This is a genomic window from Faecalimonas nexilis, from assembly GCF_059731825.1.
Window position 1 is genome coordinate 54,725 of the sequence record NZ_AP029189.1, and the last position, 15,526, is coordinate 70,250.

General features: G+C 40.0%; 12 protein-coding genes. All 12 read left to right on the top strand.

From position 1 onward, the window contains the following. Positions 1-912, top strand: coding sequence for a PSP1 domain-containing protein (locus AC6I5B_RS00260; RefSeq protein ID WP_004614425.1), 912 nt, complete (start codon positions 1-3; stop codon positions 910-912). Further along, positions 902-1,642 carry a tRNA1(Val) (adenine(37)-N6)-methyltransferase gene (locus AC6I5B_RS00265; protein WP_004614424.1) on the top strand — a complete coding sequence of 247 codons (741 nt, stop codon included), beginning with the start codon at positions 902-904 and terminating at the stop codon, positions 1,640-1,642. The genes AC6I5B_RS00260 and AC6I5B_RS00265 overlap by 11 nt, the downstream gene beginning before the upstream one ends. A gap of 15 nt (positions 1,643-1,657) precedes the next feature. Next, positions 1,658-2,497, top strand: coding sequence for a 16S rRNA (cytidine(1402)-2'-O)-methyltransferase (gene rsmI, locus AC6I5B_RS00270; RefSeq protein ID WP_004614423.1), 840 nt, complete (start codon positions 1,658-1,660; stop codon positions 2,495-2,497). A 123-nt stretch (positions 2,498-2,620) separates the two neighbouring features. Beyond that, positions 2,621-3,733 (top strand): ABC transporter ATP-binding protein, encoded by a 1,113-nt coding sequence (locus AC6I5B_RS00275; RefSeq protein WP_004614422.1) that lies wholly within the window; start codon positions 2,621-2,623, stop codon positions 3,731-3,733. Positions 3,734-3,795: 62 nt separating this feature from the next. Further along, a complete protein-coding gene (locus AC6I5B_RS00280) occupies positions 3,796-5,124 on the top strand; it encodes an MATE family efflux transporter (protein ID WP_004614421.1) in 1,329 nt (442 codons plus the stop codon). Positions 5,125-5,334: 210 nt separating this feature from the next. Then, a complete protein-coding gene (locus AC6I5B_RS00285; protein WP_044988022.1) occupies positions 5,335-7,938 on the top strand; it encodes a cation-translocating P-type ATPase in 2,604 nt (867 codons plus the stop codon). 12 nt (positions 7,939-7,950) lie between these two features. Beyond that, positions 7,951-9,099, top strand: a complete 1,149-nt coding sequence (locus tag AC6I5B_RS00290; RefSeq protein WP_022249885.1) for an AI-2E family transporter — start codon at positions 7,951-7,953, stop codon at positions 9,097-9,099. A 157-nt stretch (positions 9,100-9,256) separates the two neighbouring features. Next, the gene (locus tag AC6I5B_RS00295) at positions 9,257-10,174 is read left to right on the top strand and encodes a leucine-rich repeat domain-containing protein (RefSeq protein WP_004614418.1); all 918 of its coding nucleotides are present in this window, start codon (positions 9,257-9,259) and stop codon (positions 10,172-10,174) included. After that, positions 10,171-11,496, top strand: a complete 1,326-nt coding sequence (locus AC6I5B_RS00300) for a vWA domain-containing protein (protein WP_004614417.1) — start codon at positions 10,171-10,173, stop codon at positions 11,494-11,496. The genes AC6I5B_RS00295 and AC6I5B_RS00300 overlap by 4 nt, the downstream gene beginning before the upstream one ends. Further along, positions 11,493-13,004: an ATP-binding protein gene (locus AC6I5B_RS00305; RefSeq protein WP_004614416.1), complete on the top strand. Its 1,512-nt coding sequence runs from the start codon at positions 11,493-11,495 to the stop codon at positions 13,002-13,004. Before AC6I5B_RS00300 ends, AC6I5B_RS00305 begins: the two co-directional genes overlap by 4 nt. 108 nt (positions 13,005-13,112) lie before the next feature. Then, complete coding sequence (locus AC6I5B_RS00310; protein ID WP_044988038.1) at positions 13,113-13,700, top strand: nucleoside recognition domain-containing protein; 588 nt, start codon at positions 13,113-13,115, stop codon at positions 13,698-13,700. A 190-nt stretch (positions 13,701-13,890) separates the two neighbouring features. Then, entirely contained in the window at positions 13,891-15,513 is a 1,623-nt protein-coding gene (locus tag AC6I5B_RS00315) for a phosphotransferase (protein WP_004614414.1), read from the top strand. Positions 15,514-15,526: the final 13 nt, after the last annotated feature.

The window sequence follows — 15,526 nt, forward strand, 5'->3', positions numbered from 1 at the left end:
ATGACAAGAGTAATCGGAGTAAGATTTCGTCCGGCAGGAAAGATTTATTATTTTGCACCAGGTAAATTTCACATCAGACAGGGTGATAAAGTAATTGTGGAGACAGCAAGAGGCATAGAGTTTGGAACTGTTGTGACAGGACCGAAAGAAGTGAAGGACGAAGAGGTCATGCAGCCGCTAAAATCGGTAATTCGAATTGCCACAGAGGAAGACAAAAGAGCGGAAGAAAAGAACCGAGAGAAAGAAAAAGAGGCATTTGAAATTTGTCTGGAAAAAATAAGAAAACACAATCTGGATATGAAGCTGATCAATGCCGAATATACATTTGACAATAATAAAGTGCTGTTTTATTTTACTGCAGACGGAAGAATTGATTTTCGTGAGCTTGTAAAAGATTTGGCAGCAGTATTTCGTACAAGAATTGAGCTGCGTCAGATTGGTGTGCGTGATGAGACAAAGATTCGGGGCGGAATCGGAATTTGCGGACGTCCGCTTTGTTGTCACACATATTTATCAGAGTTTGCACCGGTATCAATCAAGATGGCAAAAGAACAGAACCTTTCTTTGAATCCGACGAAAATTTCCGGTGTGTGTGGAAGGCTGATGTGTTGTCTGACCAATGAGGAAGAGACGTATGAAGAATTGAACAGCCGTCTTCCGGCAATCGGGGACACAGTTACAACGAATGAGGGCTTGAAAGGAGAAGTACAGAGTGTCAGTGTGCTTCGCCAGCTTGTAAAAGTAGTTGTGACGTTAGAAAATGATGAGAAAGAGATTCGCGAGTACAAAGTGGATGAGCTGAAATTCAGACCGCGAAAGAGAAAAAATGATGTGAGACTTTCCAAAGAAGAGATGAAGGAACTTGCAGCATTGGAGAAGAATGAAGGAGCGTCAAAATTAGATGATAACTAATCTGAAATCAGACGAACGTCTGGATGACTTACAGATTAACGGGTATGAGATCATACAGCATCCGGGGAAATTCTGTTTTGGAATGGATGCCGTATTACTTGCCAATTTTGCCCGTGTAAAACAGAAAGAATGTGCGCTGGATCTTGGAACAGGAACAGGGATCATTCCCATTTTACTTACGGCAAAGACCGAAGGGATGCATTTTACCGGACTGGAGATACAGGAAGAAAGTGCTGACATGGCAAGAAGAAGCGTAGCCCATAATCATTTGGAAGAGAAAGTTGACATTGTGACGGGAGATATCAAAGAGGCAGCCGAATTATTCGGACCAGCCTCTTTTGACGTCATAACAACAAATCCGCCATATATGATTGGACATCACGGTATTGAGAATCCGTCGGATGCAAAGGCAATTGCAAGGCATGAGGTGCTTTGTGATTTGAATGATATTTTGCGGGAAAGCGCAAGAATTTTAAAGCCGAGAGGTCGATTTTATATGGTGCACAGACCGTTTCGATTGGCGGAAATCCTGTCAAAGATGATACAGGTAGGAATTGAGCCAAAACGTATGAGAATGGTACATCCATTTGTACATAAGGAACCGAATATGGTGCTGATTGAAGGAATGCGTGGGGCGAATTCACGTATGCGCGTGGAGCCGCCATTGATTGTCTATAAAGAGCAGGGCGTATATTCAGAAGAATTGCTTTCGGAGTATGCGATGAAATAAGAAGGAGGCACAAATATGTCAGGAAAGCTGTATTTGTGTGCGACACCGATTGGAAATCTCGAAGATATGACATATCGTGTTGTGCGTACATTGGGTGAGGTGGATTTGATCGCAGCGGAGGATACGAGAAATAGCATAAAGCTTTTGAATCATTTTGGAATTAAGACTCCGATGACAAGTTATCACGAATATAATAAGATAGAAAAAGGTAAAAAGCTCATTGAGAAGCTGAAAGATGGGATGCAGATTGCACTTGTGACGGATGCAGGAACACCGGGGGTATCAGATCCGGGGGAAGAGCTTGTGAAGATGTGCTATGAGGAAGGGATTGAAGTCACATCTCTGCCTGGAGCAGCAGCATGTATTACGGCATTGACGTTGTCGGGACTTTCGACAAGAAGATTTGCGTTTGAGGCATTTCTGCCGACAGATAAAAAAGAAAAGCAGTCTGTATTGAACGAACTTGTAAATGAGACACGGACAATGATTTTGTATGAGGCGCCGCATAGACTTGTTCGTACACTGCGGGAACTGTTGGAGAGACTTGGAAACCGAAGAATTACGGTGTGCCGGGAATTGACCAAAAAGCACGAGACTGCATTTGCAACAACAATTGAGGAAGCACTTGCATATTATGAGGCAAATGAGCCAAAGGGTGAGTGTGTGCTTGTCATTGAAGGAAAAAGCCGCGAGGAACTTCGTCAGGAAGAAGTTGCAAAGTGGGAAGAGATGAGTATAGAGGAGCATATGGACTTCTATTTGGATCAAGGTATGGATAAGAAAGAGGCAATGAAAAAAGTGGCAAAAGATCGGGGAATCGGGAAACGGGATGTGTATCAGATGCTTATTTCGTAAGATTCGTCGACTTGACGAGACAACTGAAAAAAATTTGTTCAACTTTGGCATAGACCCTAATTGGCTTTTTTTATATACTTTAGAAAGAGTTAGAAAACGAAAGCTTTTAGGAGGAAGATTGAAATGGCAAGTTTATCATTGAAACATATTAATAAAGTTTATCCAAATGGATTTGAAGCAGTAAAAGATTTCAACCTTGAAATTGAAGATAAAGAATTTATCATCTTTGTAGGACCATCAGGATGTGGTAAATCTACAACACTTCGTATGATTGCAGGATTGGAAGATATTTCTTCTGGAGAATTAAGAATTGGAGATAAGTTAGTAAATGACGTAGAGCCAAAAGACAGAGATATTGCGATGGTATTCCAGAACTATGCGTTATACCCACATATGACAGTATATGACAACATGGCATTTGGTTTGAAATTAAGAAAAGTGCCAAAAGATGAGATTGACAAGATGGTTCGTGAAGCAGCTAAGATTCTTGACTTGGAAGCATTATTAGATCGTAAACCAAAAGCATTATCAGGTGGACAAAGACAGCGTGTTGCTATGGGACGTGCTATCGTTCGTAATCCAAAAGTATTTCTTATGGATGAGCCTTTATCAAACCTGGATGCAAAATTAAGAGGACAGATGCGTATCGAGATTTCTAAATTACACCAGAGATTAGGTACAACGATCATCTACGTTACACATGACCAGACAGAGGCTATGACACTTGGAACAAGAATCGTAGTTATGAGTGGCGGTATTGTTCAACAGGTAGATACACCACAGGTATTATACGATACACCATGTAACTTATTCGTAGCAGGATTCATTGGATCACCACAGATGAACTTCGTAGATGCAGTATGTAAGGTAAAAGGAGATAAAGTTTATCTTCAAGCAGGACCTTCTGCAATTGAACTTCCACCAGCAAAAGCGAAAAAACTCATTGAAGGAGGATATGATGGAAAGACAGTTGTACTTGGTATTCGTCCGGAAGATGTACATGATGAGCAGATGTTTATTGAAGCTTCACCAAATACAGTAATCGAAGCTACAATCCGTGTATACGAGATGCTTGGTGCTGAAGTTTACTTATACTTCGATTACGAAGGAACAAGTATGACAGCAAGAGTAAACCCAAGAACAACAGCAAGAACAGGCGATACAGTGAAATTTGCATTAGATGCAGAAAAAATTCACGTATTCGATAAAGAAACAGAAAAAACAATCACAAACTAGTGAGAATGAAGTTTTAGGGCAAGGTGGAAATCCTTGCCCTTTTTGTGCGATAAGGAGTGACTATGGAAAAGAAAGTAATTCAGAAAAATCTTATCAGGGATTGTCTCCCGACGGTGTTTTCACTGATGCTGTCAGGACTTTATTCCGTAATGGACGGATTATTTGTAGGACGGGCAGCGGGAGATACCGGACTTGCAGCAGTTAACCTTGCATGGCCGCTTGTTGCAGTGATTACTGCAACAGGGATAGGGATTGGAAGTGGCGGCAGTGTTTTGTTTTCGAATTTAGCTGGAAAAGATGAGAAACAAGAAAGTGAAAAAACGTATCATCTGACGGTGTGTCTGCTTGTGGGAGTCGGAATTTTATTAAGTGTAATATTGTTTTTGACGTATCCGATCTTATTACAGCTTCTTGGTGCAAGAGGAGAGGTACTGATGCAGGCTGAGGCCTATGTGCAGATTATTATTTTAGGATGTGTTTTTCAGATCATCGGTTCAGGAATGATACCGTTGCTTCGAAACAGAGGGATGGCAGTCAGCGCTATGGTGAGTATGGTCACAGGGATGTTCGTAAATCTTGCATTGAATTATGTATTCATTTTTAAAGTGGGACTGGGAATTCGGGGAGCTGCTCTTGGCACGATTGCAGCGCAGATATCCGTGATTTTTATTTGCATTTACTTAATTTATATCAAAGGAAAAACAAAGGTACAGTTGGTTTGGAACTGGAAAAGAAGTGTGAAAATTTTTCAGATTGGGGTGTCTGCATTTGGACTGTCTCTGGCACCGTCGATTGTGCTGATTTTTACAAATCTGCAGTGCCTGAAATACGGTGGTGATGCAGCGGTTGCGTGTTATGCAGTGATTTCTTATATTGTATTTCCGGTGCAGTCGATGCTGGTAGGTGTGGGAGATGGTTCTCAGCCGCTTATGAGCTTTTACTGTGGCGCAGGAAAACGAGAGGAACTTGCGTATATTAAAAGAGTAGCGTCAGCAAGTGTCATTGTTTTAGGAGTAGTTATGCTTGCAGTTGTCGTGTCAGTATCGGATTTCTTTCCGGCTATTTTTGGAATGTCAAAGCAGTCAGAGCAGTTTTTTCATGTGGGAATGAGAATTAGTGCGGTGTCGTTTTTGTTTACCGGACTTGCAAAATTTCATATATCTTATTTAAATGCAACATTGAAAGTAAAGCCGGCTATGGCGTTGATCTATGGGGAGACATTGATTGTGGCACCGATATTTCTATTTTTATTGCCGGCTGTGTTCGGGATTATCGGAATTTGGTGGTCGCTTGCGGCGACGCAGGTTATGATGCTTTTGTTGTATCAAATTGTAAAAGAATTAAAAATTACAGTTGACAGAACCAAAAAAGTTGACTATAGTATTTTATAGATAAAAGGGAGTAACTAGCGTTACTAAACGTTTACGATGTCGTCAATACGATGAATTTCATCCGTATCGTAATGAAATAGTGAGACTTTTATTGCATAATTAACGTGCAATAAAGGTCTCTTTTTATTCTCTTTTGTAATTTTTTATAAAAAGGGTGAAAATGTAAACAATAGAGACTAGGTAGTGCACGGAAGAATGGAGGATTTTGGAATGAAAAATTATTATCAGCTCTCACAAAATGAAGTGAGGCGGGAAGTCAATGGAAAAGAAGAGGCATTGACTTCAAGTGAAGTGCAGCAGAACCAGGAAAAGTATGGTCTGAATGAACTTGTAGAAGGAAAAAAGAAAAGTACGATTCAGATATTTCTGGAGCAGTTCAAGGATTTCCTTGTCATTATTTTGATTGTTGCAGCAGTCGTATCGGGGATACTTGGAGATGCAGAGAGTGCAATTGTTATTTTGATCGTAATTACGATTAACGCAATTCTTGGAACGGTTCAGACAGTAAAGGCAGAACAGTCGTTGAATAGTCTGAAAGAATTATCGGCGCCACTTGCGAAGGTACTCCGTGATGGCAATGTGATTCAGATTCCGTCAAAAGAGGTAACAATCGGTGACGAAGTTTTTCTGGAAGCAGGAGATTATGTTCCGGCTGATGGACGTATTTTGACAAATGCGAGTTTGAAAATTGACGAAAGTGCACTGACAGGAGAAAGTCTTGCGGTAGAAAAGTCAGAAGATACGATTACTGGCGAAGTGCCATTAGGTGACCAAACCAATATGGTATTCTCAGGAAGTTTTGTGACATATGGACGTGGTTCTTTCCTTGTAACAGCTATTGGAATGGATACAGAGGTAGGTAAGATTGCTACACTTTTGAAGACGACATCTGAAAAGAAAACACCTCTTCAGATGAACTTAGATGAATTTGGAAAGAAATTATCAATTGTAATTTTAATTTTCTGTGGCATTTTGTTTGGTGTAAATGTATTTCAGGGAGTCAACATCGGAGATTCCTTTATGTTTGCAGTAGCACTGGCTGTTGCAGCGATTCCGGAAGCGCTTAGTTCTATCGTGACGATCGTGCTGTCATTTGGAACACAGAAGATGGCAAAAGAGCATGCAATTATCCGTAAATTACAGGCAGTGGAAGGTCTTGGAAGTGTATCGATTATCTGTTCTGACAAAACTGGAACATTGACTCAGAACCGTATGACTGTAGAAGATTATTATGTAAATGGAAAACGAATTCCGGCGGCAGAGATTGACCGTCAGGCGCTTGGACAAAAAGAACTTTTAAGATATAGTATTTTATGTAATGACTCTACAAATGTAGATGGTGTGGAAATTGGGGATCCGACAGAGACAGCCCTGATTAATCTAGGAACAAAGCTTGGAGCAGAAGCAGGGTATGTAAGGGGAAAATTCCCTCGTACAAGTGAGATTCCGTTTGACAGCGACAGAAAATTAATGTCTACAGCACATGTGCTGGAGAATGGACCGGTTATGGTGACAAAAGGTGCGGTGGATGTACTTTTAAATCGTGTTACAAAGATTCAAAAGGGAACAGAAGTCTGTCAGATTACACAGGAAGATAAAGAAGCGATTGAAAATCAGAATCAGGAATTTTCAAGAAGCGGTTTGCGAGTACTTGCGTTTGCATATAAACCGATTCAAAAAGATCAGGTGCTGCAGTTAGAAGATGAGGATGACTTGATATTTGTGGGATTGATTTCGATGATGGATCCGCCGCGAGAAGAGTCTAAGGCAGCAGTTGCAGATTGTATCCGTGCGGGAATCAAGCCTATTATGATTACGGGAGACCATAAAGTAACAGCGGCAGCTATCGCAAAACGAATTGGTATTTTGAAAGATGAATCAGAAGCGTGTGAAGGCTCTGTGATTGATAATATGTCTGATGAAGAATTGATGGATTTTGTAGATGGAATTTCCGTATATGCGAGAGTTTCTCCAGAACATAAGATTCGTATCGTGCGTGCATGGCAGAATAAAGGAAATATTGTTGCGATGACAGGTGACGGTGTAAATGATGCCCCGGCATTGAAGCAGGCGGATATCGGTGTTGCGATGGGAATTACAGGAAGTGAAGTATCAAAAGACGCAGCGGCAATGGTATTGACAGATGATAATTTTGCAACTATCATCAAAGCAGTTGAAAATGGAAGAAATGTATATAAAAACATCAAGGGTTCTATTCAGTTCCTGCTCTCAGGTAACTTTGGTGGAATTCTTGCAGTATTATATGCTTCGCTGGCAGGACTTCCGGTTCCGTTTGCCCCGGTACATCTGTTGTTTATCAACTTGTTGACAGACAGTCTTCCGGCAATCGCGCTTGGACTGGAGCCGCATACAAAGACTGTCATGGATGAGAAACCGCGTCCGATGAATGAATCGATTCTGACAAAGGACTTTTTGATTAAGGTTGGAACAGAAGGTTTCTGTATTGGTCTGATGACAATGTTAGCATTTTTGATTGGTTACCGTGGCGGTGATGCAGTGCTTGCAAGTACGATGGCATTTGGTACATTATGTACAGGAAGACTTGTACATGGATTTAACTGTAAATCAGACAGACCGATGATGTTCAGTAAAAAATTGTGGAATAATATTTACTTGATTGGTGCATTTTTGATTGGCTTTGTATTGATTACAAGTGTATTGACAATTCCAGCATTACAGAATGTATTTAAGGTTGTTCCGTTGAATGTGACACAATTATTTACTGTTTATGGTCTTGCACTTTTGAATCTTCCAGTGATTCAGCTTCTGAAATGGATTCGTAAAAGACGATAGGAAGGCGAGTAAATGAATTTGGATAAGGAAACGATTAAGAAAATAAGAGGATTGATTGTTTTTACAGCAATTATACTGATTGGGCTATGGAACTACGAAGTAGTGCTAGATGGTCTTGGTTTTATCGGCAGAGTGATTTTCCCGTTTGTACTTGGTGGTGCGATTGCATTTGTACTCAATGTGCCAATGCATTTCATTGAGGAAAAGTTTTTCGGAAATAAGAAAATGAAGGAGAATAAATGGGCAAAGAAATTTGCCAGACCTGCAAGCTTTCTGATTACGATTTTGTTTGTACTTGGAATCATTGGAATCGTTGTGTTTGTCGTAGCGCCGGCGCTGGGAGATACGGCGATGAATCTTGGAAGAAATATTCAGGCGTTCATTCCGCAAGTACAGGAGTGGGCGGAAAATATTTTTCAGGATAATAAGGAAATCGTGAAGTGGATTGGCAGTATGGAGTTCAAGTGGGATGAGATGATTAAAAGCGGTATTGATTTCTTTAAAAATGGTGCTGGAAGCGTGCTTGGATCTACATTTGAGGCTGCAAAAAGTATTGTAAGTGGTGTGACGACATTCTTTATTGCTTTTGTATTTTCGTGTTATATTCTGCTTCAGAAAGAAAAGTTAAACGTACAGGTTCGCAAGGTGATGTACGCATTTATGCCAAAGGACTGGACAGAGATTTTGCTTGCGCTTAGCTCACTGACGTATAAGACTTTTTCTAATTTCTTAACCGGACAGTGTGTTGAGGCAATTATTCTTGGAAGTATGTTTTTTGTGGCGATGACAATTTTTGGAATGCCATATGCACTGTTGATTGGAATCCTGATTTCATTTACGGCATTAATTCCGATTTTTGGAGCATTTATCGGATGTGTAATCGGAGCACTTTTGATCTTTATGGTGAATCCGATGCAGGCATTGATCTTCGTGGTAATGTTCCTTGTATTACAGCAGATCGAAGGAAATTTGATTTATCCGCATGTCGTTGGAAATTCTGTGGGGCTGCCGTCTATCTGGGTGCTTGTTGCAGTCAGTATTGGAGCGAGCTTGATGGGCATTGTCGGAATGTTGATTTTTATTCCGATTGCTTCGGTGGTTTATACATTGTTTCGTGGAATTGTACATCGGAGATTGAAAGAAAAAGAGATAGAAGTTTAAATTGGGGACGTAGTAAAATTTAATTTTACTACGTCCCCAATTGAGTATTGTGGTGTCCCAAAACGAAAATAGCCCTGTCCCTTTTTGACAAGTTAAAAAAAATTTATTAAAATAAATTTGTAGTTTTTTGAAAAATTTTTAGAGGTAAAATAATAAAATGGAAAAAGATTTTCAAAAGTATGAGTATAAAGTAAATGACAACAAAGCCCGAATTACAGGAGCTTTTTGGAATAGTATGGCTATAGAAGTACCAGAAAAAATTGATGGATTTGAGGTGACGGAGATAGGAGATTATGCATTTTCGCAACCAATCGGGGACGTAGTAAAATTAAATTTTACTACGTCCCCGATTGAAGAAATCATCCTTCCAAACTCTATTAAAAAAATTGGGCGATATGCATTTTACAATTGCCGCAATTTAAGGAGAATACAATTTTACAATACGTTGAAAGATATCGGTGCGGGAGCATTTACGGGGTGTCACAAGGTGAGGGAGATTGATGTGACTTTTGTGGAGAATGAAAAATCTTGTCTGCGTGAGCTTTTGATGGAATTGCCAGAGGAGCAGACAATTTTTTATCACAGTAAACAGGGGGAAGCGAAACTGATATTCCCAGAGTTTTTTGAGGAGGCGGTCGAAAATACGCCTGCGAGGATTTTGGAGACACACACGCATGGAAGTGGTATGATGTACCGGAATTGTTTTGTTCGGCAAGAACTTCAGTTTCATCTGTACGATGAGCGGTTTGAATGGGCAAAAGGAAGGGAATATGAAGATACGTTATTTCGGCTCGTGTTCGGAAGGCTTTTATATCCGTATCAGTTAAGTGAGAAGGCAAAGAAAAAATATATGAGCTTTTTGAAGGATCACATTGAAACATGCATAAAATGGGCAGCGGAAAAGATGCGGGAGAAAGAATGTAAATTTTTGGCAGAGCATTGTATTTCAGAGCAAAAGACGCTGGAGTATTTAATCGAGCAGGTTAATAAAAAAAGCAGAGTGGAACTGACAAGCTATTTGATGGAGTTAAAACATCAAAGATTTCAAGTAAAAAGGAAGACGTTTGAGTTATGAATCCAATTCAAAAACAACAACAAAAAGAACTCGAGAAAATCGAGATTTGCATAGATATTTTGAAAAATGCAAGGAATGAGCTATATTTGTCCATGCGCTTTTTTGATGTGATTTTAAGCGGATTTGAATTTCTGCCGGACACGAAGATTTCCGGTATGGGGACGGATGGATTTACGGTTTATTTTTATCCAGACTATCTGATTGGGCTGTACCAGAGGACGCCGGTGCAAGTAAACCGTGCGTATCTTCATATGATTTTTCACTGTCTTTTCGGGCATTTGAAACAACCGGATCATACGGATGAACAGTATTGGAATCTAGCTTGTGATATTGTTGTGGAGTCAATCATAGATGAACTCAATGAGCACAGTGTCCGCAAATATGTGCCTCCATATCGAAAGGGAGTTTACCAAAAATTGAGAGAAAAGATGGAAGTGTTGACGCCAAAAGGGGTGTACTGGGAATTGCTGGGGATGCATTTAGAAGAAGAGCAGTTTGGAAAAATGCAGGAAGAATTTTTTGTGGATGATCATGTTTTGTGGAACGAGAATGTGTCCCCTGAAAAATGCATTGAGCGGGAGAAAAAGTGGAAAGAGCAAAATGAGAAATTGCAGACGGAGATGGAGACATTTTCAAAGGAGGCTTCTGAGAATGCGGAAAATATTTTAAATCAAGTACAGATTGAAAATCGTAACCGATATGACTATCGAAAGTTTTTGGAAAAGTTTGCGATTTTAAAAGAGGAAATGCAGGTGGATCAGGATAGCTTTGATTATATTTTTTATAATTACGGAATGGAAATGTACGGGAATATGCCGTTGATTGAGCCACAGGAAACAAAAGAATTGCGCAAAATTGAAGATTTTGTCATTGCGATTGACACATCGATGTCTTGTAAAGAAGAGTTAATAAAAAAATTTCTGGAGGAAACGTTCAGTATTTTGGGTAAATCAGAAAGTTTCTTTCGAAAAATAAATGTGCATGTCATTCAGTGCGATGATAAAGTGCAGTCGGATGTAGTGATTACAAATCGGCAGGAGTTGGATGAATATATGGAGCATTTTGAGGTAAAAGGATTTGGAGGGACGGATTTTCGTCCGGTGTTTGGATATGTCAACCAATTGCTAAAGGCGAAAGCATTTCACAGATTAAAAGGGTTAATTTATTTTACGGATGGGTATGGAACATTTCCGGCAAAGCGTCCAAACTATGAGGTTGCATTTGTATTTCTAAAAGAAGATTATCGGGATGTAGATGTGCCGGTTTGGGCGATAAAACTGATTATAGAACCGGAAGAGTTGGAGGAAAAAAGAATAGAATGAATATAAAGAGAGCAAAACAGGAAATAAAACATGCAATAGAGGCATATTTGTTGAAGGATGAAGAAGGAAATTATGAGATTCCATCGCAGAGACAGCGGCCGATTTTTCTGATTGGGGCGCCGGGAATTGGAAAAACGCAGATCATGGAGCAGATTTCTAAAGAGTGTGAAATTGGTCTTGTCGCATATACAATTACGCACCATACGAGACAGAGCGCTATCGGGCTTCCGTTTATCTCAACGCACATATATGATGGAAATGAATATTCAGTGACGGAATATACAATGAGCGAAATTGTTGCATCGGTGTACAATAAAATTGAAGAAAGTGGCCTCAAAGAAGGAATTTTGTTTATCGACGAGATCAACTGTGTTTCGGAGACATTGGCGCCGGCGATGCTTCAGTTCCTTCAATATAAAACATTTGGAAATCATGCCATTCCGGAAGGGTGGATTATTGTGGCTGCGGGAAACCCACCAGAATATAACAAATCAGTGCGTGAGTTTGACGTGGTGACTATGGATCGTGTGAAGAAAATTGAGGTGGAGCCGGATTTTTCGGTTTGGAAAGAATATGCGTATGTGCAGGATATTCATCCGGCGGTGATTTCTTATCTGACAACGAGAGTGGCATATTTCTATCAGATGGAGACAACTGTGGATGGAATGTTGTTTGCAACTCCGCGAGGATGGGAGGATTTATCACGTCTGATTCAGGTATATGAAAAACTCGAAATCACAGTAGACTGGGAGGTTGTAGTGCAGTATATTCAGTATCCGAAGATAGCAAAAGATTTTGCAAATTATTTGGAGCTTTATTATAAATATCAGGCAGATTACCAGATTGAACAGGTGATGCAGGGAAAAATCGATCCGATTCTTGTGAAAAAAGTCGGACATGCATCGTTTGATGAAAAGTTAAGTGTTGTAAGTCTTGTACTTGCAAAGACAGTAGAGGCATTTCGACAGACATACAAGAAAGAAGCGAGCATCACGGTTCTGTTTGAAAAACTGAAGGGCTATAAAAGTGGGTCACTATCTCTGAAACAGATTTGCGAGGAGATGGAGCAGACATTGAATTCAAAGAAAAAAGCAAAAATACTAAATCGTGAAGAAGGGTATGCGTTGAAGCAGACAATTGAGAAATTGGAGCAATATGAAAAGTTACTAAAAGAAGCAGGAAATCCGGAACATGAAGCGGCATTTGAACTTGTGAAAAAGGAATTTGCCAAAGAAAATGAGGCGTATCAAAAAGAACTGGATGCGGCAGGACAAATGTTGGAGTATGGATTTGATTTTATGGAGATTGCATTTGGTAATAGTCAGGAGATGACCGTGTTTGTGACAGAGCTCAACACTAATTTTTACAGCGTACAGTTTTTGCAAAATTATGAGTGCAAGCGTTATTATCAATATAACAAGAATCTGCTATTTGATGAGAAGAGAAAGAATATACTGAACCGGATTGATAATTTGGTTACAGCTCACACATCAGTCAATAGCAAATGAGTTCATGTTTACATGAGGATTCATTTACTGCGAATGGCGTGGTGTGAACAGGAACATAAGTTGAAAACCTCCTGCATACATTTTATAAAAAATAAATGTGGTGAAATGATGCTAAATTACCTTTGGGCAGGTATGATTGTAATTGGAATTTTGTTTGGAGCATTTAACGGAAAGATGCCGGAAATTACGAATGCGGCATTGGATTCTTCTAAGGAGGCAGTGACGCTTTGTATTACGATGATGGGAGTGATGTCTTTTTGGGTCGGTTTGATGGAAATAGCAACAAAGGCAGGAATCATTAAGGCAGCATCGAGAAAAATCCAGCCGATTGTGCGGATTTTGTTCCCTGATATTCCAAGAGGGCATAAAGCGAATGAACATATTACAACAAATATGATTGCTAATTTTCTGGGACTTGGCTGGGCAGCGACACCGGCAGGATTAATGGCGATGAAGAGCCTTCAGGAAATCAATCCGAATCGGGATAAGACAATTGCAAGCCGGGATATGTGTACATTTTTAATCCTGAATATTTCCTCATTACAGTTGATACCGATTAATATTATCGCATATCGCAGCCAATATGGAAGTGTGAACCCGGCTGGGATTGTAGGTGCTGGGATTGTGGCGACAACGATCAGTACGGCTGTGGGTGTGGTGTTTGCGGTGGTGATGGGAAAAAGACGAAGAGTTTGAAAATTTTAAGAAATGTTTTGAGCGTAAAAGTTGTATGTTTACAATACGCTCAATAAGTGGTATGGAATGAATAAAACTAAACCCAATATTATTTTGTGAAAAGGGAGACAGAAGCAGATACAAATGTTATAATGAAGAAAAATTATAGTGAAAGGGGAAGCATGAGCGGATTTGCTCATAGAAGATTACGATGAAGAATTTATTGATTTTAGGTGCTGGTGGATTTGGTCATATGATTCAGGAGACGGCAAAAATACTTGGATATGAAGAGGTTGTCTTTTTAGATGATGCTGTTATAGGAACAGATATTATAGGGAAATGCTGTGATTACAAAGCATTTCTGGAAAAGTATGACACTGCAGTGGCAGGTCTTGGAGATAATGGAATGCGTCTGTATTGGACAGAACAATTGATGGAGGCTGGATACAATGTTCCGGCAATTATTCATCCGTCTGCAGTAGTAAGCCCGAGTGCAAAGATTGGCGAGGGAAGTTTTATTATGCAGAATGCGGTAGTGAACACAAATACTGTGATTGAGCATGGTGTTTTGGTAAACAGTGGCGCTGTAGTGGATCATGATTCTTTTGTGGGATGCGGCGCACATATCGGTCTTGGAAGTGTGGTAAAGGCGAACTGTACAATTGAGTCAAAGAGAAAAGTAGAAGAGGGCGAAGTTGTATTTTCGACTAGAAGAAAGATAGATGGAGTAGGCAAGAACAGAAATCTTGAAGATGCATTGTATGCGTTTGGTTTTGGAACACAGTGCAGCTATGTAAAGCCATTTGGTGAAGGACATATCAATGAGACATATGCAGTATATATGCCGGTAGATGGAGAAGATGAGTTGTGTTATATTTTGCAGAGAGTAAATAACAATGTATTCAAAGATCCTGCCGGAGTTATGGAAAATATTTTCCGTGTGACTGAGTATTTGAGAAATGTGATTCGAGAAGAAGGCGGTGATCCGGATAGGGAGACACTTGCTGCGATTAAAACAAAGAATGGATGTACATATTTTGAGGATAACGAGGGACAACCTTGGAGAAGCTATCACTTCATCCATGATTCGGTATGTTTCCAGTCTGTGGAGAAACCGGAACAGTTCTATCAGTCAGGAAACAGTTTCGGACATTTCTTAAAACAGCTTGGCAATTATCCGGCATCTGAGTTGAATGAGACAATCCCGGATTTCCACAATACGGTAAAACGATTTGAGGCATTCCAGATGTCGTTAAAGCGTGATATTAAGAACAGAGCAGCTTCCTGCAAGAAAGAAATTGAGTTTGCATTAAATAGAAAAGAGGACTGTGGAGTGCTTGTAAAACAGCAGGAAGAGGGAACACTTCCGTTGCGTGTTACACATAATGATACAAAATTAAATAATATTTTATTTGATGCCAAGACTGGAAAAGGACTTTGTATTATTGATTTAGATACAATTATGCCTGGTCTTGCAGCAAATGACTTCGGAGATTCGATTCGCTTTGGCGCTGCCACAGCGGCGGAAGATGAGAAGGATCTGGATTTGGTTCACTTTGATATTTCTCTGTATGACACATATGTAAAAGGCTATTTGGAAGGTACTGGTGATGTGTTGACACAGGAAGAAAAAGAAAGCTTGCCTTGGGGGGCAAGACTGATGACATTAGAGTGTGGAATCCGTTTCCTGACAGATTATCTTCAGGGAGACACTTACTTTAAAACAGCGTATCCGGAACACAATCTGGTTCGCGCCCGCACACAGTTCAAACTGGTGGACGAGATGGAACAGCAGTTTGATAAAATGCAGGAAATCATTCAAAAATATTGTTAAAACATTCAAAAGG